18 protein-coding genes are annotated in these 24,797 nt (G+C 49.6%); 11 read left to right on the top strand and 7 right to left on the bottom strand.

From position 1 onward, the window contains the following. Positions 1-18: 18 nt before the first annotated feature. From AB432_RS29570 to AB432_RS29555, 4 genes are all read right to left on the bottom strand, one after another. Positions 19-888: an ABC transporter substrate-binding protein gene (locus AB432_RS29570; RefSeq protein ID WP_048035350.1), complete on the bottom strand. Its 870-nt coding sequence runs from the start codon at positions 886-888 to the stop codon at positions 19-21. A gap of 125 nt (positions 889-1,013) precedes the next feature. Further along, positions 1,014-2,603: an aminomethyl-transferring glycine dehydrogenase subunit GcvPB gene (gcvPB, locus tag AB432_RS29565; RefSeq protein ID WP_048035349.1), complete on the bottom strand. Its 1,590-nt coding sequence runs from the start codon at positions 2,601-2,603 to the stop codon at positions 1,014-1,016. Positions 2,604-2,619: 16 nt separating this feature from the next. After that, a complete protein-coding gene (gene gcvPA, locus AB432_RS29560; RefSeq protein WP_048035348.1) occupies positions 2,620-4,005 on the bottom strand; it encodes an aminomethyl-transferring glycine dehydrogenase subunit GcvPA in 1,386 nt (461 codons plus the stop codon). A 52-nt stretch (positions 4,006-4,057) separates the two neighbouring features. Continuing rightward, on the bottom strand, positions 4,058-4,840 hold the full coding sequence (locus tag AB432_RS29555) for an SDR family NAD(P)-dependent oxidoreductase (RefSeq protein WP_048035347.1): 783 nt from the start codon (positions 4,838-4,840) through the stop codon (positions 4,058-4,060). A 262-nt stretch (positions 4,841-5,102) separates the two neighbouring features. Between AB432_RS29555 and AB432_RS29550 the strand changes: the two genes are divergently transcribed. From AB432_RS29550 to AB432_RS29540, 3 genes are read left to right on the top strand one after another with little or no spacing between them, the layout of a single operon-like run. Then, entirely contained in the window at positions 5,103-6,857 is a 1,755-nt protein-coding gene (locus AB432_RS29550) for a sigma-54 interaction domain-containing protein (protein WP_048035346.1), read from the top strand. Positions 6,858-6,915: 58 nt separating this feature from the next. Further along, positions 6,916-7,692 carry an arylamine N-acetyltransferase family protein gene (locus AB432_RS29545; RefSeq protein WP_048035345.1) on the top strand — a complete coding sequence of 259 codons (777 nt, stop codon included), beginning with the start codon at positions 6,916-6,918 and terminating at the stop codon, positions 7,690-7,692. A 6-nt stretch (positions 7,693-7,698) separates the two neighbouring features. Then, positions 7,699-8,865 (top strand): MFS transporter, encoded by a 1,167-nt coding sequence (locus AB432_RS29540; protein ID WP_048035344.1) that lies wholly within the window; start codon positions 7,699-7,701, stop codon positions 8,863-8,865. A gap of 47 nt (positions 8,866-8,912) precedes the next feature. On the opposite strand, the gene AB432_RS29535 is transcribed toward AB432_RS29540, so the two are convergent. Then, positions 8,913-10,346 carry a M23/M56 family metallopeptidase gene (locus tag AB432_RS29535; RefSeq protein ID WP_048035343.1) on the bottom strand — a complete coding sequence of 478 codons (1,434 nt, stop codon included), beginning with the start codon at positions 10,344-10,346 and terminating at the stop codon, positions 8,913-8,915. A 4-nt stretch (positions 10,347-10,350) separates the two neighbouring features. Further along, positions 10,351-10,725, bottom strand: a complete 375-nt coding sequence (locus AB432_RS29530; protein ID WP_048035342.1) for a BlaI/MecI/CopY family transcriptional regulator — start codon at positions 10,723-10,725, stop codon at positions 10,351-10,353. Between the two features lie 173 nt (positions 10,726-10,898). On the opposite strand from AB432_RS29530, the gene AB432_RS29525 reads away from it, so the two are divergent. Then, positions 10,899-11,507 carry a class I SAM-dependent methyltransferase gene (locus AB432_RS29525; RefSeq protein WP_048036000.1) on the top strand — a complete coding sequence of 203 codons (609 nt, stop codon included), beginning with the start codon at positions 10,899-10,901 and terminating at the stop codon, positions 11,505-11,507. Positions 11,508-11,554: 47 nt separating this feature from the next. On the opposite strand, the gene AB432_RS29520 is transcribed toward AB432_RS29525, so the two are convergent. Beyond that, positions 11,555-13,093 carry a hypothetical protein gene (locus AB432_RS29520; protein WP_048035341.1) on the bottom strand — a complete coding sequence of 513 codons (1,539 nt, stop codon included), beginning with the start codon at positions 13,091-13,093 and terminating at the stop codon, positions 11,555-11,557. Positions 13,094-13,643: 550 nt separating this feature from the next. Between AB432_RS29520 and AB432_RS29515 the strand changes: the two genes are divergently transcribed. From AB432_RS29515 to AB432_RS29485, 7 genes are all read left to right on the top strand, one after another. After that, positions 13,644-15,047 carry a sigma-54 interaction domain-containing protein gene (locus AB432_RS29515; protein ID WP_048035340.1) on the top strand — a complete coding sequence of 468 codons (1,404 nt, stop codon included), beginning with the start codon at positions 13,644-13,646 and terminating at the stop codon, positions 15,045-15,047. Positions 15,048-15,248: 201 nt separating this feature from the next. Further along, entirely contained in the window at positions 15,249-16,598 is a 1,350-nt protein-coding gene (gene gabT, locus AB432_RS29510; protein ID WP_048035339.1) for a 4-aminobutyrate--2-oxoglutarate transaminase, read from the top strand. Between the two features lie 26 nt (positions 16,599-16,624). Continuing rightward, entirely contained in the window at positions 16,625-18,049 is a 1,425-nt protein-coding gene (locus AB432_RS29505) for an aldehyde dehydrogenase family protein (protein ID WP_048035338.1), read from the top strand. 234 nt (positions 18,050-18,283) lie between these two features. Continuing rightward, on the top strand, positions 18,284-19,738 hold the full coding sequence (locus tag AB432_RS29500; RefSeq protein ID WP_048035337.1) for a polysaccharide deacetylase family protein: 1,455 nt from the start codon (positions 18,284-18,286) through the stop codon (positions 19,736-19,738). A gap of 33 nt (positions 19,739-19,771) precedes the next feature. Beyond that, positions 19,772-21,085 carry a nucleotide sugar dehydrogenase gene (locus AB432_RS29495; protein WP_048035336.1) on the top strand — a complete coding sequence of 438 codons (1,314 nt, stop codon included), beginning with the start codon at positions 19,772-19,774 and terminating at the stop codon, positions 21,083-21,085. A gap of 26 nt (positions 21,086-21,111) precedes the next feature. Beyond that, positions 21,112-22,995 (top strand): glycosyltransferase, encoded by a 1,884-nt coding sequence (locus AB432_RS29490; RefSeq protein WP_048035335.1) that lies wholly within the window; start codon positions 21,112-21,114, stop codon positions 22,993-22,995. 36 nt (positions 22,996-23,031) lie between these two features. Then, positions 23,032-24,792, top strand: a complete 1,761-nt coding sequence (locus tag AB432_RS29485) for a polysaccharide deacetylase family protein (RefSeq protein ID WP_048035334.1) — start codon at positions 23,032-23,034, stop codon at positions 24,790-24,792. Positions 24,793-24,797: the final 5 nt, after the last annotated feature.

The raw sequence follows: 24,797 nt of genomic DNA, 5'->3' as shown, positions 1-24,797 counted from the left end.
GCTGCTCAACCTCCCACGTTATTTCAACAGGTTCGATCCGAACCATTTCACGCTGATTTGCTCGTAGGTGCCGTCTTCAATCATGGCTTTGATGGCTTCATTGATTTTTTTGGTCAGCTCAGGGTTGTCTTTGGTTACGGCGATCGCAATGTTTTCCTTGTTCAAAACCTCGCCTGTCGCTTTGATTTTCAGACCTTGATTCTTGATCGCAGAGGTTCCGACGACACGGTCTGTGATTACGGCGTCGACCCGACCGGGGACCAGATCCTGCAAGGCGTAGATGTCTGTGGGATAGCCTTTTACTTTTGTCTTATCCGTTAAGGTTTCGGCTACCTCCTTGTGAGTGCTTGCCTGGACGACACCGATGACTTTGCCTTGCAGATCGTCCTGCGTTTTGATCGAGTCATTGGTCTCGGCAATGAAAATTTGCCCGCCGGAGATGTAATAGGGCTCGGTGAAGTCTACTTGCTTGGCACGTTCTTCTGTGTGCGTCATGCTGCCGATAATGGCATCGTATTTCCCGCCCTTCAGCCCTTGCAGAATCGTTTCCCACGGATTGGTTACGGGATTGGCTTCGAGTCCGATCCGTTTGGCGATCTCATTGCCGATCTCCACATCGAATCCGGTCAGTACGCCATTCGTGTCTTTGTAGTTGAGTGGCTTGAGCAGACCGCTCATCGCAAATGTCAGTTTTCCTTCATGGACGAGCTTGAGTTTCACATCAGAAGCAGGCTGTTCTGGTGTAGTGGAGGGAGTAGAGGGAGTGGTGGAAGGGGTTGCATTTGTTGGCGATTGTGGTGGGGCGGCATTGGAAGCACAGCCTCCCAAAATAGAGAGCACGAGCGAACTGACCAAAAGAGTGACAGGAAACAAACCTTTCTTCCTCATACGAGAATCCCCCTAACAGATATGGTGTGCAAAACGTCTTGCTGACCCAGCTAGGAAACAAAAAAGTATGCTGCCTCTAGAGGAAAAGGGGGAGGGCGTACATGCCGCCCTTGCCCCTAGATGAACTAATTTTGTGCCGTCTTTTTCAGATAAGCTCTCCAAGTGATACACCATTGATCAGGATCATCGAGCACGGACTCTAGGACACGGTGACCTGTACTATTGTGCGGTGCTGTTTTGACGATCTCCGGATTCTCATAGGCTTCCTGTGAAATATGGGTCAGTGCCGCAATGTACTCGTCGAGCTCTGCCATGGAGTAAGACTCCGTCGGTTCCAGAGTGAACGGCTCTGGCACGACGTACGGGTGGTGACTGGTCCAGTAATGGTGGGCAAAGTCGACCATCCGACGCTGAACATCGTATGTCGTGATGCCGGTGTCTTCTTTTAACTGCTGCCAGCTATAGCGAACCTGCTCCAGGCGTCGGCCTTGTATATAGGGTGCGCTCGCACCGCGGATTTGCAGGATTTTGTGATAGAGATAGTTGTTGTTGAGGCAAGCGATTTCGGCAACTTCCCTCAAGCCGTCAGCACCAAGCGCCCGGACCCAAGCGTAGGAGCGCAGGACAGCAGGTGGTACGCCGTAAAAGCTGCGGACTTTCCCGATGCTGTTTTTCAAATCACGCTTATAGAAGTAACGCTCTCCGTCGAAGTCTACGATCGGTCCTGGCAGGAATGGCGCAAGCTCGGCAGTGACCCCGATGGCACCTGTTGCAGGTCCGCCGCAAGCGTGTGGGACGGAGAAGGTTTTGTGCAGGTTGAAGAAGCACATGTCAAAGCCTGCTTCCAGCGCGCGTGTAATGCCGAGCAAGCCGTTGGCGTTTGCTTGGTCGTAGCAGCACAGCCCTCCTGCGGCGTGAACGACGTCTGTGAACTCCTTGATGCGGGAGTTGTAAATGCCTGTATCCTCTGGATTCGCTACGGCAAAGGCGGCGGTGCGCTCCGAGACGAGGCCCTTTAGCGCTTCCAGATCAGGGTAGCCGTTTTCGTCAGCAGGTACATAAATGATTTTGAAGCCTTTGACTGCTGCCGTCGCGGCTTGGGACGGGTGGGAAAAATGGGTGGTAATAAACTCGTTGCGCTGCTCTCCTTCGCCGCGAGATTCGTGGTATTTGCGCACGATAGAGGCCTGGGTAAACAACGCCTGTGTGCCGCTGCCCGGTTGGAACGAGAATTTGTCCATTCCCGAAATCTCGCGCAGGTACAGATCGAGCTGATAGGTCATCTCCAGCATCCCTTGGACAGTGGATTCGTCTTGCAGCGGATGCAGCTCCGCCATTTTCGGCGAGCGCACGAAGCGTTCATTGATTTTCGGGGAGTATTTCATCGTGCAGGTGCCTTGCCCGATCTCTACGTTGAAATCCGACCCCAGAACCTCCTGCGAAATGCGGGAGTAATGACGGATCACGCGGTACTGACTGATCTCGGGAAGATTCGGCCGTTTTTTTCGCCGCAGGCTGTCTGGTAGCTGAGAGATGCCATCGCCTACGGTCTCCACAATTTGTGGCTCGACGGGCGGGACCTCGACGCCACGCTCGCCGGGCTGGCTCAGCTCGAAAATGACAGGCTCATCCCACTTTGCTTGGTGAAAGCGGCGTACCTTATGGTCTCTCGGAATCCGTTTCATTTTGCCGATTGTTCCTTCGGATGTTTTCATGGGCGGTTTCCTCCTTTTACACGATGTTTTTTATTGCGGCAACGAGTGTATCAATATCCTCCTGGGTATGAACCTCCGTGACGCAGTAGAGTGCACATTGACCCAATTCCGGGTAGTGTTCAGTCAAATCAACTCCGCCGAAAATTCCTTTGGCGAGAAGCGCAGCGTTGATGTCTTTGACGGTTTTGCCTGTTTGCGAAAAGTCGATCACGAACTCCTTGAAGAAAGGAGCGGAGAATTTGGCCTCGGCGCCGGGAATGGAAGAGAGCTGCTTGGCGGCGTATTGGGAGCGCTGCATGATGCCTTGCCCGACTTCTTCCATGCCCACGGGTCCCATCGTCGCCAAGTACACGCCTGCGGTAATGCCCCATAGCGCGGTTTGCGTTCCGACGGACTCCTTGCCTTTTTCGCGTTTGGCAAAAGAGGTGCGGTCGTACGCGACATCTCCGAAGCCGTATTCGCCTTCGACCTCTGTCGGAGCGATTCCAAAAAGGCGGGACGGATATTCCATGACGTAGGTCGGGTCGTCATGCGTCGCGATAAAGCCGGATTGCCCACCGCCGTAATGCATGTGTACGCCGAGCGGTTGCAAATCTCCGCACACGATGTCCGCGCCGTAATTCGCCGGAGATTCCATCACGCCAAGAGAGATGGGATCGACGCCGACTACGCAAATGGCACCGGCTGCATGAGCCAAGTCCGCAATCATCTGCCCGTGTACTTCCACGGAGCCGAGGAAGGTCGGGTTTTCGAAGTAAACTGCTGCTGTATCTACACTGAGCTTTGCTTTTAGATCATTCAGGTCAAGTCTGCCTGTTTCGTTCTCAAAATCGATCAAGGTGACGGTAAGATCAGGAGACGTGTAGTTTTTGATGATCAAGAGCTTGTCGGGATGGATATTTTTCGAGACCAAAAGTTCTGTACGGTTGGTAATGCGTGCTGCCATGCGCAGAGCAGTCGAAGCGGCCTGTGCCCAGTCAAAGGTCGGAACATTCACGACATCCATATCGACCAGCTCAGCTACGAGGCTTTGATACTCGAACAGCGCCTGAAAGCGCCCCTTGTCTTCGTAAGGCTCGCCAGCATACGCGGTCACGAACTCTGCGCGGGAGTTGATTTCATCACAAACAGCCGGAACAAAATGCGGCCAGCAACCTGCGCCGAGAAAGCTGATATTTTCTTTTGTGGTTTGGTTTTTGTTCATGAGCTGGTTGACGTGGCGTTCCAGCTCGTATTCGGTCAAAGCTTTCGGGATGTTCATTTTTTCTTTTAGGCGCAGCTCCCCGGGAATGTCCGCATAGATATCCTCGATGCTGGAAAAGCCGATTTCGGCAAGCATTTTCTCTTTAACTGCAGGTGCAGAATTCGGAATATACGGGTGGGCATAACGCTGTACGCTCATCACATGGTTCCTCCATTTCTTCGTTGGAATATTCAGTCGAAATAACGATACATTAAGCCAAACCGCCGCCGTCGACGACCAGTACGGAGCCCGTCACCCAGGATGACAAGTCGCTGGCAAAGAATAGGACAGCATTGGCAATATCTTGCGGAGAACCGAGACGCTCCAGCGGACGCCCTTGGGCGGAGGAGACGAGGAATGCTCCTTCATCTTTTTCAAGCTGGCGCGCTTCTTCACGCAACAGAGGTGTGTCGGTATCGCCGGGTGACACGCAATTCACACGGATGTTTTCCGGACCGTGGTCAATCGCCATTGCCCGTGTCAGATTGACGACGCCTGCTTTTGCCGCGCAGTAGGCCGCCGCCTTGTCACCGCCCTTGATGCCCCAGCCAGAGCCTGTGTTAATGATGCTGCCTCCTCCTGTTTTCGCCATGACAGGAATGACGAATTTGGAGAGGTTGTAAGCACCCTTCAAGGAGACATCGACGACCAGATCCCAATCGTCTTCTTCCAGCTCGACGACTGTCTTTCTTCTGATCACGCCTGCGTTGTTGAACAAAATATCGATGCGACCGTAAGCTTCCTCGATCGCTTGCGTTACTGCACGACAATCCTGTTGGGAAACTACATTGCATGTAAAATAACGGGCTGACCCGCCATCCGCTACGATTTCTTGTGCCGCCTTTTCCCCGAGCTCCTCGTTGATATCAAGCAGCATGACGTTTACTCCGAATTGGGCCAGTCGTTTCGCTGTTGCAAGTCCGATACCGGAAGCAGCACCTGTCACCAAGGCTACCTTTCCTTGCAGATTGAATACCTCGTTCGTGTTTACCATGGTTGATCACTCCCCCTAGTTGAAAAGTTTATAATGCAATCACTGTGCCAAGTGTGGAATGAACCGCGCGGGGTAACATGCTCCTTGGTTGATCGTAAAAAAGCTGATTTTACGAGGTTCCGACTGTGTTTCGTACCGTCATGACAGTGACAAAAGTGGCAATAAGTTGTCATTATTGACAAACATCAGTGGTAAAACGTTTGTGAACTATCTAAATATTTCGTAAAATAGAGAGCAAGGACAATAAGCAGGGAGGATATCCATGGTTTCGTTGGATCTGTGCAAACCAGCCATCGAAAAGGTCATTACAAGCATTTCAGATATATTGAACGTAGATGCTGCGGTAATTAACGAGCGCGGCCTCTTGGTCGTGAGTACAGAGCGCTATTTGAAACAAAAAGGCGAAAACGTGCATGTGCCCTCGATTGAATTCGTGTTGGCAAAAGGTCAGTATGTGGTAGACAAACCCGGCTCCATGGAAATGTGTAAAGGATGCCGTTTTCTCGACAGTTGCCCCGCCAAAGTCGAACTGCTCTCCTCTATTAAGGTAGCCAATCATGCAATCGGGGTCGTTTCCCTCACATCCTTTACGAAGGAAGGTCAAAATCGCCTGTCCAAGCATACAGAGAGATACCAGCAAATCCTGACAGAAGTCAGCGAGATGATTACGGCGATTGTACAGTCCCATGCGACGAGACAAATCGAATCGTCTCATGACTCTATACGGCTGTTGGAGGGAGCGCTGGATACCGTTGCCGATGCGTATTTCACCTTTGACCGAAGTGGCAATGTCATTCACACGAACGCCAGCGCGCGTAGACTGCTGTCCCAGCATGAGCTGCTGCCAGCGGAGATTTCACGGATGCTGCTGCCGTCGTTATCCGGGATGGCTGCGCATTCCTTGCCGATCGCCAATTGTCTCGTTGACAAGCTGGATGCTCCGACCGAGGCCACTCCGATTATCGTCAACAATCAGCTCATTGGCGGTGTGCTTCGCGTGCAGAGGGGATCGTTAACTGTTCCGCGTTTGATCGATCATCAAGGGAGTCGTTCGTCTGGCAAAACGGATAGCCTGGCTCAAATCGTGGGAAACAGCCCAGCCATCAAACAGGTCAAAGAAATGGCGATGAAAATCGGTAACAGCAGCTCTACGGTACTGATTACCGGAGAAACAGGGACAGGCAAAGGACATCTGGCAAAAGCGATTCACGAGGCAAGCACGCGAGCATTCTATCCGTTTGTCGCGATCAATTGCGCCAGCATTCCGGAAAATCTGTTCGAGAGCGAATTGTTCGGATACGAGGACGGTGCGTTTACCGGAGCCAAAAAGGGAGGAAAGCCAGGGCGGTTCGAATTGGCAGAGGGAGGTACGCTTTTTCTGGATGAGATCGGCGATATGCCACTCTCGTTGCAGGCCAAGCTGCTGCGAGTCTTGCAGGAAAAGGTCGTGGAACGCATCGGCGGCACACGGTCGTTTCCCATCAATGTACGAATCATCGCGGCGACGAATCAGAACCTGGAGGAGCTCGTGGAGAAAAAAGCGTTTCGTGCCGACTTGTTCTATCGGTTGAACGTTATTCCAATACACGTCCCGTCACTCGCAGAGCGCAAGGAAGACATCGAGCTCTTGGCTGTTTCATTTATGGAGAAGTACGGAGAGCAAGCAGGACGTACCTTCTTCGGAATAGCTCGGGAGGCAATGAGCCTGCTCACGCACTATCACTGGCCGGGCAATGTGCGGGAGCTGGAAAACGCCATCGAGTACGCCATGAACATGGAGCAAGACACGGTTCTGACTGCGGACAGCTTGCCTCCGCGCCTTCGTGCTCGTCCTACAGTGGCTCCTTCGCATTCAGGTCCAGCTATCAAAGCAAGGGTCGCCGATGCACAAGCGGACGCCATTCGCGCTTCGCTGCAAAAGCATGGCAGCGATTTGAAAGGAAAGCAGCGGGTAGCAGAAGAACTCGGGATCGGGCTTCGCACCTTGTATCGGAAGCTAAAGCTGCTTGGTATTTAAGGCATTCGGGCAGGACCTGGTGTAAACTTGTGGGAGAAACGATGTGGGAGGAAGAAGCATGAGTGAGCTGAATGCCTTATTTCGGAAAAGAATCGGTATGCCAGAAAACGAAACAATTACCTTCGATACATTGGATCGCCTCCTTGATCTGACAGCATTGGCGATTCCTTTTGAAAACCTGTGCATTGTGGAAGAGCGAACGAGCGTAATCTCCAGACAGTCCGTCATGGAGAAGCTACTGGTCAGAAACGAAGGCGGTCTTTGCTACGAGCTCAATCCGATGCTCTATTTCTTCTTGCTGGAAAATGGCTTTGACGCCCATCTGACTCGCGGAGTTGTTTACAGGCATGACGTTGGCGAGTATTACACGATTGGTCGGACGCATGCCACGATTTTGCTTACACATGAGGGGCAAACGTATTTGCTCGACACGGGCTTCGGTTCGAACCTGCCGTTGAAGCCTGTTCCGTTAACCGGAGAGACCGTCTCTTCGCGCAATGGTGAGTTTCGGATCAAGAAAGAGCAGACGGAGTATGGCGATTATGTACTCGAAATGAAGCTGCGGCACAAGGATAAGGACTGGAGGATCGGCTATACGTTTGATTCGCAGAAGCTGGTGACGGATGAAACGGAATTAAACGAGATTCAGACGATTATCGCTAACCATGAACAGTCTCCCTTCAACAAAAGCCCTTTGCTTACGCAACTGACAGAGAGAGGCAATGTTACGTTGACGAGTACGTCCTTTACGCAATGGGTGGATGGAGTCGTTACCAAAGAGGAAATCGACAAGGCGAGATTCAAAGAGCTGGCGAAACAGCATTTTGGGTTGTAACAAATCATGAATAACGTATGGCTGCTCAGCTTCGTCAGTTTTTTCACAGACATGGGTACATACATGGTTACCCCGTTAATTCCGATCTTTCTTGCCTCTTCGGGTCCGATGATTATCGGGATCATCGATGGAGTTTCCGAGGCTCTGACCAGTCTGCTCAAGTTCGTCTCAGGTTATGTTTCCGATCGTTCCAAGAAACGAAAATCGTTAGCCATACTGGGTTACGGACTATCCGGGATCGGCAGGATAGTCCTTGTAATAGCCAGTTCATGGGTAGGTGTTTTTGTCTGGAAGCTGATCGATCGTACCGGTAAGGGAATACGAACAGCTCCCCGCGATGCGATCATCTCGGAAGCAGGGGGAAAACGAAAGCAAGGACGCTCATTTGGCTTGCATCAAATGATGGATATGCTCGGGGCGGCGATTGGAATCGGCATCGCATATCTCCTATTAACGATGGATGGAAATAAAGATTTCCAGAGTGTTTTCTTGTATTCATTGGTTCCTGTCGGCATTGGCTTCTGCCTGCTCTTTGCCATCAAGGAGAAGCGGGAAAATACGAAGGTGATTTCGCGTGAACCGAAAACAAAACCAAGCTGGAAGAAGTTAAATCGTGAGACCAAGCAATTGCTTTTGATCATTATGCTGTTTACGGTTGCCAATTCGTCCAATTCTTTTTTATTGCTGCGAGCAACTGATCTCGGGCTTTCTGCTACGAGTGTATTGTTGCTGTATTTAGTCCTTCATTTGGTTGCTTCGCTGTTTTCCTACACATCAGGTGCCATTTCCGATCGGTTCGGACACAAAGTCATTTTAACCGTTGGCTATATCCTTTATGGCTTCGTATATATTGGATTCGGAATGGTGAGCTCGATAACAGGCTTATGGTTGTTATTCATTCTGTATGGTTTTTATATCGCGTTGACGAAGGGAATAGAAAAGTCATTGGTTGCGTCCTCTGCACCGAAAGATTTGAAAGCAACATCACTGGGCATGTACTCGATGGTTACAGGAATCGGTTTGTTGCCTGCATCCCTTCTTACCGGTTGGGTATGGCAAGAGTTTGGCGCGGCGACCTCTTTTTATCTGAACGGTTGTATTGCCTTGGTGACTGCACTTATTCTGTACAAGGTGCTTTCAGGTAACAAACAAGATTTGTCTACGAATCAATAAGCGTAACAAGTAAGGCCACAGATGTTTTTTTCTGTGGCCTTTGGTCTTTATTCTTTTGCTTCTATGTCTACTAACAGCTTCGTCGGATCAACAGGTATACCATTTTCGAGAATCTGAAAAGCAAGATGCGGTCCCGTACTGCGTCCCGTACTTCCCAACAGACCAATGAGCTGGCCTTGGGTCACAGCAACTCCAGCGGTGACCTCCAGCTTTTCCAAATGAGAGTAAACGGTTTGATACCCGCCTTCATGCTCCAGAATGACCTGGTTGCCTTTCCCTGTCTTTGTATCGTATTCAGCCTTGACTACCTTGCCAGCCGCTGCTGCCTGAACGGGCGTATTCAGGTCGTTTACGATTCTCAAGCCGATTGCTTGATCAATAGGGCTTTTGATTGTACCTTCTGCGGGGACGGCGAAGGTAGCCTCGTTCCCTAGTGCTTTTTTTGCATCAGTCAAAGTGAAGACGCCTAAAGCCAAGACGACCACAATACCAGATAGGGTCCACGTATAAGCCCGTTTTTGAAAGTGACGAATCATTTCTATTCTCCTTTTCACCTGTTTTTTGGAGCTGGAGAACCCGGCTGTGAAGCGAATCTGTTTGGGACAGGCATACAGCTCGAGCATTTTGATCATGGTGTATCCATAGCGGGGTACCTCTGTCTCCTGCAAATAAGTCAAAGCCAAGGCATCACAAGCCATTTCCTGATCCTGACGCATGCGGGAAGCAGCGTACCATAACAGCGGGTTGAACCAGTTGAGGATCAGCAGCACGCTCATGACGCTGTTTACAGGAATATCTCTTCTTTTCCAATGCGCCAGCTCATGCAAAAAGATGTGGCGCAGCTCATGCTCGTTGAGCTTGTCCAAAAGATTTGTGGGCAGCCAGATTTGCGGTCGCCAGATTCCCATCAAGGCAGGGCTTGTCATCTGGGGACTCATGCGCAGGGGAATGGATTTGGAGATGCCCATCTGTTTTTGGCATTGGGAAAAGACGCGCAAAATGGCTACATCCTGTACGAACTCATCGTTTTTTAGCGGAGAGAGCAATCGGTATGTACTGAGAGTCATGGTGCCAGCGAAAATGGTGACACCGCAGATCCAGATGAGAGAAAGCAGGCTGATCCAGGAAAAGCTCGCTTTGTTTACTAAAGAGGCATCTGATTGGAAGGCAGATTCATGCCGATTTAGTGCCTCAGTTGCGAGAACAATCGGTTCTGTAGGCGGGTGTGCTTCCTGCATGGATGTCCAGGACGAAGTAGGTAGCCAGTTATACAAACTGATCGTGCTGTCTATCGACCAAGGAACCGCGAGCTTCCAGAGAAGCAGGAACCACACGGCATGGTGCCAGCGGATGGGGAAATGCTTTTTGCCGAGCTGCTGGCAGAGCAAGATCAGGAGCACAAGAAGACTGGCCTCGATGGAGTTATACAGTGTCCATGTAAATGCTTGATTGAGGGTGAGTGAGAGCCATTGCCAATCCACCAGCTTATTTCTCCTTTTCAGAAAGGATTTTTTTCAGCTCGTCAATCTCATGGGACGAGAGCTTTTCCTCTTTTAAAAAGTGAACCAGCATGGGCTTTAAGGCCCCGCCGTACACGCGCTGCAAAAAGGAATGGCGCTCTTGGCGTTTGCATTCTTCCTCAGTGAGCACAGGAGAGTAATAGTAGACTCGATTGACCTGCTCATAAGTGAGAATGCCCTTTTGCAATAGGCGGCTGAGCAAGGTTTTGATTGTGTTGTCTTTCCACGTCTTGTTGTCTCGCAGGGCGTGGATGACATCGGCTGCTGTAGCGGGTGACTTAGCCCAGATGACCTTCATAATCTCCCATTCGGCATCCGAGATTCGCGGTTGCTCGTCCAAGTAGGACACCTCCTTCGATTACATTTGTAGTCGTTGATTCTGTTTTAAAGATTACACTTGTAGTCAAAGGGTGTCAACAATCATTTTTGTAAATCCGTTCCATGTGACCATCATTGGAAGATGAAGAGCGAATTGGTACACTGAAGAAAAATCGGATAAAGGCTGTGATAAACATGAATCTGGCCGAGCAGTTTGGCGATATGGATATTTACTTGTTTGATCAGTTGTTAAAGGGAAGGGTTACGAAGGAAATGCAGATACTCGATGCCGGTTGCGGTTCGGGGCGGAATTTGGTCTACTTTTTGCGAAATGATTATTCGGTGTATGCGATTGACCAATCGGCAAAAGCCATCGAGGCTGTACAGCGAATGGCATCGCAACTGACAATGGACTGGTCAGCGGAGCGCGCTCGTGTGGAACCGATTGAGAGCATGAGCTTTGAAAACGAAAGCTTTGATTTCATCATCAGTAATGCCGTTCTACATTTTGCTGAAAACGAAGAGCATTTTCGCCAGATGCTGGAGGAGCTGTGGCGGGTACTGAAACCAGAAGGCATTCTATTCATGCGTCTTGCGTCCTCGATTGGGATTGAGGATGCTGTGCAGCCACTAGGGAACGAATGTTATTTGTTGCCGGACGGAAGCACCCGTTTTCTCGTAAATGAACGGACGATGGTGGGCATGACAGAAAAACTGCAAGGCGTGTTCCTGGAGCCAATCAAAACGGTGAACGTAGCTGGACAGCGTTGCATGAGTACGTGGGTAATCAAAAAGAATGCCTAAGCACAAAAGCCGCCTTCCTGTAGGAAAGGCGGCGTCTTTTTTCTCACTCAAAAATCACGTGTCTGATCAAAAATAGCAAAAAGCTCGTCCACATCTACTTCCACACCCGCTGTAGCCAAATTCCGTTTTGCCGACTGAAGCAGCTCATCGAGTACAACGAAAATTTCTTCCCGCTCAACCGTTTCGATAAAGCCAGTTCGGCGATCCATTTTGTTGAAAGTCTCTGTGTACTCCTTGACCAATGCACGCAAAGCGGTTTGTATTTCTTCCGCATTCGTCGCGTCTTCGCTGCTTTGTTTTTCAAGCGCACTGATCGTGGTGTTCATTTTTTTATAAAGACTGGCAGCCTTGTTGGCGTTGGTTGTTGTGATGTGCTCCCTGCCATCCCAATCGCGAAACGGATTGGTCAAATTATTCGCCAGCCATTCGGGCTTACGCGGCTTGGTGATGGACAAATCCAGCCCATTTTTTACTTCTTTTTTGTAGGCGGCTTTAATGGTCTTGGCCGCTTCTGCCGGGAGGCTCGTCATCCAGAGCGAGGAGAGCTTGGGACATTGATCTGGCGAAGGGAACTCGTCCCCGGAGAAGCCAAACAGATCGTAGGTCGTAAACGTCAGTAGCTCCTTCAAGTGCTTGATACTGCCCAGATTGCGGAGGGTGCCAGGCTTGCCCCACAGACGGATGTTCTGAAGCGAGGGATAGCGTTGGACGAGTGGCTGCAAGTCCAGTTCCGTCACATTGCGCAGATGGAGTCCTCCTAGCTGGTCGAGTCCGCGGTGAAGCGGTAGCGAATCTGAGAATGAGGCGGTCAGCCAATATCCATTCTGTTCGGCTTCTATGAACAGGTTCGGTGAAAGCGACTTACCCAGTATGAGCTCTTTTAGACAATCATTCAGATGCAATGACTCCAGCCCGTCCGCGTTTTGGAGAGAGAATTTACTGAGATGGCTTCCTGTCAGATCAAGTGAGGGGCCATTGGCTTTTTCCAGGTGCAGCTCCAGAATAAACGGATTACTTTTGACAAAGGCAAGCAAGGAATCGGTGGGCTCCTCTGCATGGATGCGTGTCAGGCAAGGGAGCTTTTCCAATTCAGAGATGTCCGTCAGGCTTTGAAGGATATCAGCATGAATGACGTTGTTAGATCGGCGCAGGCTCTTCCCGCCCAGCGAAATCATCTTGTCATCATTTGCTGCCTGTTTGAACTGCTGGCGACGTTTCTCGGGAATTTGATTCCATTTGTGTTGACGGTAAAAGCTCCCTCCGACATCCCAACTGCCATAACTCCTTGTCTCTTCTGTCACGAGAGGTGGTACATTCCCTACTTTTATGTAGCCTTTGGGCACCGCCGGATCAACATAGATGTGATCGAGCTTGTTGTTCCAGAAGAAGTAATCGCAATATAAGGGCTTCATCTGGTGCAGCTCTGATTCATCAGGCAGTGTATCGCTGCTCCAGTCCAGCTCGAGGATACTGATGAGGTTGGATTTGCTCGTGTCAGGCTCTTTTATCGATGTGACCTGGCAAGCTGTGTACTTTTGCAGCTTCTCGACAAAAACACAGTAGATGTCTCCGACTGTGGGCGTCATTCCTACCATCCTTTCCATCTCGCAAGGCTGTTGTTACTGTTATTTTTACATATTTTTCAAACATTGTCGTTGTTCTTGCGGTTTTTATTAAACCCAAAGGGACAAAAAAGAAGCTGGGATAAAACGAAACGGTTTCTCCTAGCTTCTTTGTTTTTCATTCATTTGCCTTTCCTTTGATTTTTATATTGAAGATAGGTCATCCAAAAAACCAAAACGACTGTAATGCTTACGGTAATCTTTCTGTCTATTCCCATGTTGATGTCAAGATCAAAGAAACGGAATGCCAAAAGCCCAAGAATAACAACTAAGAGTATTCTAATGATGGTATCGCCTCCCTTTTTTCTATCGTTAATGTAATAAAATCATTTGAATTAATGTTATAAATTGTAATTTTGAATATGAATTTTTTGTGAAAATCATTTTCTGCTAGAATGAAGGAAGGCACGTGTACATTGATGGGTATATAGATGAACATTAGGGGGATGTTTGCAGGTTTTACATGTGTCCCTCTCATATAAAATAGTCGTGACCAACGAGAGGCGGCGAAGAAATGAAGAGAGAAGAGAGCACACAGAAGTGGATGAGCCGCGTATTGGAAGCTATTGTTGAAACGTCTCGCGATCATTTGCTAATCACGGACCCTGAGGGCTATATCCGGCTGGTTGGCGATTCGTCCTATGAAATATACGGCATTGGAAAGCAAGAGCTCTTGGGCAAAAACGTCATCGAGCTGGAAAAAAGGAAGGTCTTTTCTCCATCTGTCACGCGAAAAGTCATGGATGCCAAGATACCGCAGACGATCATGCAGGAAATACCCGGCGGTCGAAAGCTGATGGTGACGGCATTTCCCGTCTGGAACGAGGATGGCAGTATGCATTCGATCATCAGCTATTCCCATGACCTGACTGAAATTATGGAATTGAAACGGCGCTACGAAGGTCTGACAGAGCAGCTCAAGCAGTTTGAAACTGAGATTGAGGAGCTGCGCGAAAAGCATCAGGAGGGCTTTGTGGCAGTGAGTCAGCCGATGCAAGCCATTGAGCGTCTCATCAAGAAAGTCGCGGCTGTCGATTCGACTGTCCTGATCCTCGGGGAATCGGGTGTCGGGAAAAACGTGATCGCAAAAGAAATTCATCGCAATAGCCGTCGTGCAGGTGGACAATTCGTGGAGATCAACTGTGGCTCGATCCCGGAGGGCTTGCTGGAATCGGAGCTGTTTGGCTATGAGGCTGGTTCGTTTACAGGCGCCGCCAAGCAGGGCAAGCAAGGGATTATCGAGATGGCGAACCAGGGGACTCTCCTCTTGGACGAGCTGGGGGAACTGCCGCTGACCTTGCAGGCAAAGCTGTTGAAGGTGATTCAAGAAAAACGGTTGCAACGCGTTGGAAGCACACAGTACCGCGATGTGGATTTTCGTTTGATTGCCGCCACCAATCGCGATTTGGAGAAGATGGTAAAGGAAGGGAAGTTTCGGCAGGACCTGTATTTTCGCCTGAATGTTGTCCCGATCCACGTCCCGCCGTTGCGAAATCGGCCAGAGGATATCGCCGCTCTCCTGAAGCGCGTCGTGCGCTCGCTCAATGAACGATACGGAATGGACAAGCGTCTGGACCCTGCTGCAACACATGGCTTGATGCAGTATGAGTGGCCCGGCAATGTGCGCGAGCTGGAGAACGTCTTGGAGAGAATGGTGGTCACAGCGGACGAAGAGGTGATCACTTCTCAGCATCTGCCCGCGGAAATCAGGTTGGCAGGGGAAGAGCAGGCAGCGATGGAGCCGAATCTGGCTACTTCCAAGATGTCGCTTCGCGAAGCACTGGAGCAGGTAGAGGAAAAATGGCTGCGTTATGCATCCGAGCACTGCCGGACCACGGGAGAAATCGCGGAGTTTCTCGGCATTAGCCAGCCTTCTGTCGTACGCAAGCTGCAAAAATATCGGATTCGTTCCAGGTAATTCAAAAATGAATCGTTAATTCAAAAATGAATCGATCATTCTGGTGTTTTGATTCATTTTTGAATAATTCGATGTGACCGTAGCGCCGGAAACGCGATTTCATCAAGCTCTGGCGTTTGGCATAGGTATTGCTACATATCGTGGTTGAGTTTACAAGCAAGCATTCAACTAATACCATCTCGAACGAGGAGAGGAAACGATATGTCCAAACAACGTCAATTTGTAAACGTAGCTGCTGGTGTGCCAGGTCCAAAGGGAGCGGCCCTGATTGAAAAAAGAAAGCAGTTCGTTCCAAAAGGTGTCGGCAACAACACCCCTGTTTTTGTAGAGTCAGCTTCAGGTGCATTGGTTACGGATGTAGATGGCAATACGTACATCGATTTTGCCGGAGCGATCGGTACACTGAATGCCGGACACTGTCCGCCGGAAGTAGTCGAGGCACTAAAAGCGCAGCTAGACAAATACATCCATCCTTGCTTCCACGTAGGGATGTATGAGCCTTATGTTGCCTTGGCTGAGAAGCTGACGCAAATCACGCCAGGCAGCTTTGAAAAGAAGACGATGCTCGCAAACAGTGGAGCAGAAGCAGTCGAGAACGCGGTGAAAATCGCCCGCAAATACACAGGACGCCCAGGCATCATTTCCTTTAGCCGCGGCTTCCACGGCCGTACGCTTCTGGGCATGTCACTGACTTCCAAGGTGAAGCCGTACAAATTCCAGATGGGTCCATTCGCTCCAGCTACGTATAAAGCGCAGTTCCCGTATCCACTGAACAAGCCGGAATCCATGACAGATGATGAGTACGCGCAATTCTGCGTGCGTCAGTTCGAGGACTTCCTCTTGACTGAGGTTGCACCGGAAGAAGTGGCTGCTGTAATTATGGAACCGATTCAGGGAGAAGGCGGCTTTATCGTTCCGCCTGTGTCCTTCGTTCAAGGTGTCTATCACATTTGTAAAAAGCATCAAATCCTATTTATTTCCGATGAGATTCAAACAGGCTTCGGTCGTACTGGTGCCATGTTTGCTTCTACCCATTTCGGTATCGAGCCAGATCTCATCACCATGTCCAAATCCATCGCGGCAGGCTTACCCATCTCTGCGGTTACGGGACGCGCAGAAATCATGGACGCGCCAAACCCAGGTGAGATTGGCGGTACCTATGGAGGAAGCCCGCTTGGCTGTGTAGCGGCTTTGGCAGTCATTGAAAAAATGGAGCGCGAAGACCTGTCTGGTCGTGCACAGGTGATCGGGGACAAGATCAAGGCACATTTCCACGCGTTGCAAAAAGATTTCCCTGTGATCGCAGAAGTGCGCGGGCTGGGGGCGATGTGCGCTGTAGAATTTATCGATCCAACAACCAAACAACCAGCGAAAGAGCTCGTTGCTGGCTTGACCAAAGGCTGCTACGAGTCTGGCGTCATCGTGCTTTCTGCTGGTGTCCACAGCAATGTACTGCGCTTCCTGTCTCCACTGGTTATTACAGACGAGCAATTGGAAGAGGCACTGGATATTATGACAGATGTTCTGAAAAGCCAATACGTGACGAACTAAAACGCCCGAGGGGGTTCTCCATACTCATGAAAAAGCATCTCTACATCAACGGACAATGGAAAGAAGCAAAAGAATACGCGTCACTCTATTCCCCTTACTCCGGGGAGCTGCTGGCAGAAATCGCTCAGGCAGACGATCATGATGTCGACGAGGCAATCAAGGCGGCAAAAGCTGCTGCCAAAGTCATGGCGAAAATGCCAGCCAGTCAGCGCGCCTTGATACTGGAAAAAGCCGCTGCGATTATGGAAGCACGAAAGGAGGAACTGGCGGTCATCCTCGCACAGGAAGCCGCCAAGCCACTTCGCACGGGTCGTGTAGAAATCGCTCGGACAATCCAGACTTACAAGTTCGCAGCAGAAGAAGCGAAGCGTATTCACGGAGAGACGGTGCCGCTCGATGCAGCACCGGGTGGTGAAGGACGTCTTGCTTTTACGGTACGCAAGCCAATCGGCGTAGTCGGCGCGATCACGCCTTTTAACTTTCCATTTAACCTCGTAGCACACAAGGTCGGGCCTGCTATTGCCGCAGGAAATACCGTCGTGCTGAAGCCAGCGAGTCAGACGCCGCTTAGCTCGCTGATCCTGGCCGATATTTTCGCAGAGGCAGGCTTGCCAGCAGGAGCGCTCAATATTTTGCCTGGAAAAGGCGCAGTCGTAGGCGAAAAGCTGGTCAGTGATAGCCGAATTGCCGCGATCACCTTTACGGGAAGCCCTGCGGTTGGAATTGCGATGAAAAACAAAGCGGGACTCAAGCGCGTGACCTTGGAGCTTGGCTCCAACTCCGCAGTAATCATCGACCACAACGTGGAAATCACGCAAGCGTTGATTGATCGTTGTGTGACAGGTGCCTTCTCCTTTAGTGGTCAAGTGTGTATCTCACTGCAACGCGTCTATATTCACCAGAGCAAGTACGAAGAGTTCCTGGAGAAGTTTAAGGCTGGCACTGGAAAGCTCGTGCTGGGTGATCCGCTGAACGAAGAGACAGACATGTCTTCTGTAATCTCCGCCAAGGATCATGAACGCATGGGAGCATGGGTACAGGAAGCAGTAGAAGCAGGGGCACATGTAGTTACTGGCGGGAAGGCTGTCAGCGACAACCTCTTTGCTCCTACGATTCTGACGAATGTGGGCGCACATGTTGCTGTCTCTTGCCAAGAAGTATTCGGTCCAATCGTTGTCGTTACACCGTTTGAGACGATGGACGAAGCAATTGAGGCGGTAAATGACTCCCGATTCGGCTTGCAGGCAGGCATCTATACGAGTGACATTCACGCGGCTATGCGCGCAGCGGAAGAGCTGGAGGTCGGAGGCGTGATGATCAACGACATTCCGACGTTCCGCGTGGACAACATGCCGTACGGCGGTGTAAAAGACAGTGGCTTTGGCCGCGAAGGTATCAAGTATGCGGTCGAGGAGTTAACGGAACTAAAATTAATCGCGATCAAACTGTAACAGCGAATGACGGGCCTGATGAGGCTCGTCTTTTTTTATGTTCCCCATAAATTGTCATATTTGAAACCGCTTCATAAAGTTGTTTGGTATAGGTGGTTATGTTAGTCTAGCGTGTGGAGGTAGACTATGTTCATTTTTGCGGAAGAGTGTTTGATTACACTTTACTTGTTACGCAGATGAAATAGTCGTTTTTTTATGCGTAAAGGGCATTTCTTACATGAAAAGGGGACAATCATGATTAGTCATAAAAAAGGGGCCAGTGGGTTCCAATTATTTCACTGGATCTCCCTGGTAGCGATCGTGGCATTGTTGGCAGGCTGTTCACCGTTTCAGGGGAAAGAAAACGGTGCAGATAACGGCCCAGCGCCAGCCAAACCTGAAAAAATCGAGCGTTACCAAGGGGAAAAGAGCAAGGCGGTGTCTATGGTCTACACGACGCAAAGACAGCTTGCTCTTACTTTTAATGGGATGGCAGATAAGGACACGATGAAAAGACTGCTCGATGAGTTGGACAAGTACCACATCAAGGCAGCTTTTTTCATGCCAGGAATGAGAGTAGCGGAAGAGCCTGACATTGCGCGGGAAATTGTCGCCAGAGGTCACGAGATCGAAAACAATACGTTGAACAAGTCGGATTTGCAGGGCCAACCTTACGAGAAAATGTACGAAGATATCAAATTGGCTAATGAGGTCATCAAAAGAGAGACCGATAAAACACCGCAGTATATCAGAACGAAGTCGGGCGATTACTCCGACGATCTTCGATTGGCAGCCGCTCACAATGGACAAGAAGCGGTCGTGTCCTCCAGTCTGTTTCTGCACAATTGGCAAAAAGAGACGGAAGAGCAAAAAAATCATTACTTAAGAAAGTACATGAATCGCGGCGGTATCATCGCGATGGACACAGAAGAGAACAAGTCTGTAATCGAAAACATCCGTCTTCTCTCAGAAGCAGCTACGGATGTCGGATACAGATTCGTCCCATTACACGAGTTGATTGCACAAGGCCGGGAGCGTAAGCCGCTGCAAGAAATTCCGGGTTTTGATGCAGCAAAAATGAATGCGGCGTATCACGAGTCCAAGCCAAATCTCATCTATCGAAAAGAAACAGACAAGAAGATGGTTGCCTTGTCCTTCGATGATTGGGGTACGGATCAAACAGTTACGAAGATTCTCGATATCTTGGACAAAAAAGGAGTAAAGGCTTCGTTTTTCCTTCGTGCAGATGGTGTAGAGCGAAATCCAAACTTGGCGAGAGCGATTGCGGAAGCGGGACACGACGTAGCCAACCACACCTATTCTCATCCGGTGAATACCAAAATAGCGCCGGAATCATTGCAAAAAGAGATTGTCAAAGCCCATCAGATTATTACCGAAGCGATTCAGCAGAAGCCGACGATGTATTTCAGACCGCCAACCGGGGCGTTTGACGAACAGACACTCAAGGCGATTGCAGCGACGGGCTACGAGGATATTACGATTTATGATGTGACGCCGTCCGATTACGACAAGAAACGGAGTACCGACGATATCGTCAAAACCATTATGGAGCAGACGCGGAGCGGAAGTGTGATTCTGCTGCACATGCTCGATGACATTCACACAATAGAGGCGCTACCAATCGTAATTGATCAGCTTAGAAGCAAGGGATACACGCTTGTACCCATGACAGCGATGTTTGGCCAATAAAGCCAAAATAGAACAGGGAGAGGGAGCTAGCTTATGAGTTTGTACGAAGGGATTGTGGAGAGGAAAGAAAAAATTGCTGTCGTCGGTCTTGGGTACGTAGGCTTGCCGATTGCGATGGCACTATCCCAGCGTGCTGCTGTGATTGGATTCGATGTAAACAAAGAGAAAGTAGCAGCCTATCAAAAGGGACACTTTCATGATGCTGACGTGGATCAGGAGCTGACGAGTGACACCGCTATTGAATTCACTTCAGATGAAAATAGATTGCAGGAAGCGCGATTTTTTATCGTGGCAGTACCTACTCCGGTCAAAAGCGGCAATGTCCCCGACTTGAAATATGTAGAAAGTGCATCCCGCATGGTTGGCAGACAGTTGAGAAAAGGGTCAATCGTTGTCTTTGAATCCACCGTTTATCCAGGGGCAACCGAAGACGTCTGCTTGCCAATCATCGAGGCGGAATCGGGCCTGCGTTGTGGCCTAGACTTCAAGGTCGGCTATTCACCTGAACGCATCAACCCGGGAGACAAAGTAAATCGTCTGGAAAACATCGTCAAGATCGTATCGGGGATGGATGAAGAAACACTGGGAATCGTAGCAAGCGTCTACGAGCTCGTGATCAAGGCAGGCGTTTATCGAGCAGAAAGCATTAAGGTAGCGGAAGCGGCGAAAGTCATTGAAAATGCTCAGCGGGATGTCAATATTGCGTTTATGAATGAGCTGGCCATGCTGTTCAACCAGATGGATATTCCGACGAAAGCAGTATTGCAAGCGGCAGGAACCAAGTGGAACTTCCTCCCTTTTTCACCGGGCTTGGTCGGCGGGCATTGCATCGGTATCGACCCTTACTATTTAACATACAAAGCAGAAGACAGCGGCTATCGCTCCCGCATTATTTTGGCGGCCAGACACATTAACGATGGCATGGGGAAATATGTGGCCCAACAAATTATCAAAATGGCTGTTCGTTCAAAGCTCGACCTCAAGGATGTACGGATTGGCATACTCGGACTGTCCTACAAAGAGAATTGCGCGGATATCAGAAATACCAAGGTGACGGATATCATTGAGGAGCTGAGGGAATACGGGATCAACCCACTAGTCGTAGACCCGATGGTAGATCCTCGGGAGGCATACGAGGAATACGGCATCGAGCTGTCAGAAACGAAGGCTCTCCATGACTTGGACATTGTGGTTGTAGCGGTACCGCATACTCCCTTTGCCCAGATGGAAGTCGCTGATTTTGCCGCGATGTACGGCAAGAACGAAGCGAAAATCATGATCGATATAAAAGAGATTTATTCCAAAGCTGACTTTGAAAACAGTGGATTTCATTACTGGAGCTTGTAGGCAGTGGAGGGGAGAGAGCGACAGGGATGAAACAGTTGATAGAGAAAATAAAGCCGAAAAAGAAAGAGAAAATCGAAGAGGTGCTGACGGTTTCCAAAACGGAGAGACGCATGCTATCGAATGTGCCAGACCCGGAGAAAATTCGTGTCCAAGTGGACCGACGCGGTGCGAAAGATACGGATGAGCCAGGACAGCTAGAGGACCCGGAATATTTGAATCGCATTCGGATGCTGAGTCTGCGCTATATGGCGGATTTCCCGGTGACGCTATTGACCAAGAAACAGCGGGTCCAGGATGGAATCAAGGCCAGAGCCGTCGATATTTCTTCGACGGGCCTATTAGTTGAACTAGATTCGGAGATGGAAGATATCCAGGTGGGACAAGTGTTTATGATCCATTGCACGATCCCACCAGGCACAATGCCAGAAGGCTATGAGTCAACGGTGAAGCTGGATGCAACTGTTGTTCGCCGGTTTACGCAGGAAGAGGACGGGCGTCAGAAATTCATGCTCGCCTTTGAGTTTTCCAAACCGCTGACCGAGTATTTTCGCAAAAAGCGCTGGGGATACGCCATTTATATCGCAAGTGCTTCCCTGTTTTTCGCTGCGGCGTTTATCGTGCTCATGCGCGCGGAGAGCGTGATTTATTTCAAATACAACATGTACTTGTATTTGTACAGCTTGATTGCCGCTGCCTTTTTGCTGACACGGTATTTATTCGGTGCTCTTTATCGGGAGGTTCCCGTCAATCCTGACTATACACCGGGCGTGAGCATCATTATTCCGTGTTTTAACGAAGAGGAGTGGATTCACCGGACGATTTTGAGTTGTGTGAATCAGAACTACCCGATTGATAAGCTGGAGGTCATCGTGGTAGACGACCGCTCGACGGACCGATCGGCAGAAGAGATTCAAAAGGTCATCGATATGATTCATAACGAGGCCGAGCGCTATATGACCCGCGAACGCGTAAAGATGCACATTCTTCCGGAAAACGGGGGGAAACGGGTCGCTTTGGTAAAAGGTGTGGAAATGGCCAAGCACGATTTGGTAGTCTTCGTTGATTCGGACAGCTTTTTGGAACCGACTGCGATTCGCAACCTCGTACAGCCTTTCCAAGACCCGAAAATGGGTGGTGTCGCAGGGCGTACGGATGTGGAAAACAAGTTCACCAACGCGATCACCAAGCTGCAAACGGTTCGTTACTACATTGCTTTTCGTATCATGAAGGCGGCTGAGTCGTGGTTTGACAGTGTCACTTGCTTGTCTGGGCCGCTGTCTTGCTATCGCAAGGAATTGATTTTGCAGCATTCTGAAGCATGGCTGAATCAGAAGTTTCTCGGGCAGCCCGCCACTTTTGGCGATGACCGAAGCATGACCAACTTTATTTTGCGAACACATCGGACAGGTTATCAGGATTCTGCGATTTGCTCGACGATTGTGCCGTCAGACATGAACGTATTTTTGAAGCAGCAGATGCGCTGGAAGCGTTCGTGGTTGAGAGAATCTTTGCGTGCCAGCGGTTTTATTTGGCGCAAGGAGCCTTTTATGGCGATCTTCTTTTACATTGGTCTAATTGTTCCTATCGCTGCTCCCGTCATCGTACTGTACAACCTCGTATACGTTCCGCTCGTTCATCACATTTTCCCGGGTACGTTTTTAATAGGCTTGCTGTTGATGGCGCTCTTAATGAGCTTGGCCCATCTGTTTTTTCGTCGAAGCAAGCTGTGGGTTTTCGGGATTGTCTTTTGTGTGTTTTATGAGCTGGTGCTGTTATGGCAGATGCCAGTAGCTTGGGTGACATTCTGGAAATCTACTTGGGGTACGCGAGAAACGCCACAGGATGTCGAAGCGAGACTGAAAAAGGAAGCCCGAAAGAAGAACAAGAAGGGCTTTGGCCTGCCATTTTAAGAGGGAAAGACAAAGGGAGTGAGGGTGTCAGGAGTTATGGGGAAAACGACGAGCGATGTCTTGGACTATCGGAAAAAAGATCGCAATAAATTCATCAAGACGCTGATCCAGGTCGCTATCCTAGTCGTCTTGGGCGTCATGTTATTCAATGCCGTATTTGATTGGAAAAAGTACGAGGAACCGAATAAAGCGAGCTGGACGAATGAAAAAGGCTTTATCGCCATCTCCTATTTTGGCGTAGGTCGTTCAGGTACACCGAAATTAGTAGCCAAGAAGCAATTGGACGAGCAGCTTCAGGCGTTGTATGACCAGGGCTATCAAACGATCTCGCAACAAGATATCTTGGACTTTTACAAGAAGAATAAGCCACTTCCTGACAAGGCACTGTTCTTATCCTTTGAAGATGGTCGCAACGATTCGAGCTTGTTTGCGCAGACGTTTTTGGAGAAGTACAACTTCAAAGCAACGGCATTGTCTTACGGCAACAAGATGGGAAACAGCGAGAACAAATTCCTGCAGCCGGAAGACTTGAAAAAAATGATGGAAAATGGCTTCTGGGAGCTCGGTTCCAACGGCTATCGGTTGACGTATATCAATGTGTTTGATGATCAGGGTAATTTCATCGGGGTAAAGGATGAGAGTGAATTAACGAATAAAGCAAAGGTGGGCTACTATAACCACTACTTGATGGACTTTATCCGTGACAGCAATATGATCCCGATAGAAGACAGAAACAAGATGGAAGCGAGAATCAACGCAGACTACAAGCTGATGAATGATACGTATATGGATCAATTGGGCTTTGTCCCGGGTGCCTATATGATTATGCATGCGAACACCCTGTATGGCGGAATGAATCGCTTGGTAGCAGATGCGAACGACGCGAATATCAAAAAGTATTTTACGATGCACTTTAACCGGGAAGGAAACGCCTACAACGACAGGGAGGGTGATCTGTACAACCTGACTCGCGTGCAGCCAGAGCCTTACTGGTACACGAATCATTTGTTGATGCGCATCCAAAAAGACACCGACGAAAAGATTCGCTTCGTTCGCGGCGATGAAGAGCAGGCTAAAGAGTGGGATCGTCTCGGTGGCGCCGCGCAATTTATGGAGGATCAGATCGTCCTGACCTCTCCAGCTACTGGCTCTGGCATGTTATATTTAAAAAACAGCGACAGCCAGGAAGATATCAAGCTTTCTGCCAAGCTGGAAGGGAATGTAATCGGCAAACAGTCGATTTATTTGCGCTATGATCAGGAAAAAGGTAGCTTTGTACGGGTCGTCCTGCATGATAATGAGCTGCGCGTCGAGCAGAAGAAGGAAAAAGGAGAGGTTCAGGAGCTTTTCAAGACGGAATTGAGCCAAGTGATTTGGAATCCTGAGGATTTGACCTTCGACCGTGCGTCAGTTTATACGAGAGAGCAAGGCGAGTCTGGTGCTCCCGAGCTGGAAAAATACCCGATCAACATTAAAAATACGCGTCCATTCGAAATTATGGTTCAAGGTGACCATCTCAGTGTTTCCGTGGACAAGATACCGCTCTTGGAAAAGCAACAGATCGGCCCAAGCATTAGCAGCGGTGGTGTCGCATTGGAAGCGGCCTATAGTGAAGGGAACAAAAAGGACGACATTTATGACGGGGTGTTTGCGGACGTAAAGATAGAGTCCTTGGCGCAACCGAATGGTGACCAGCAGATGCTGTTCAGTAATGTGCAGACAGGGCTTGCAGGAGTCGTCAGTTCGATCAAGAAAGCTTTTTCTACCACAATGGACTGGGTCATCGACACCTTTTAAATCCG

Origin of the sequence: Brevibacillus brevis, from assembly GCF_001039275.2 — a bacterium.
GTDB classification, from domain to species: Bacteria; Bacillota; Bacilli; order Brevibacillales; family Brevibacillaceae; genus Brevibacillus; species Brevibacillus brevis_C.
The sequence above is the reverse complement of the archived record's forward strand: the minus strand, read 5'-3'. Positions and strand labels throughout refer to the sequence as shown.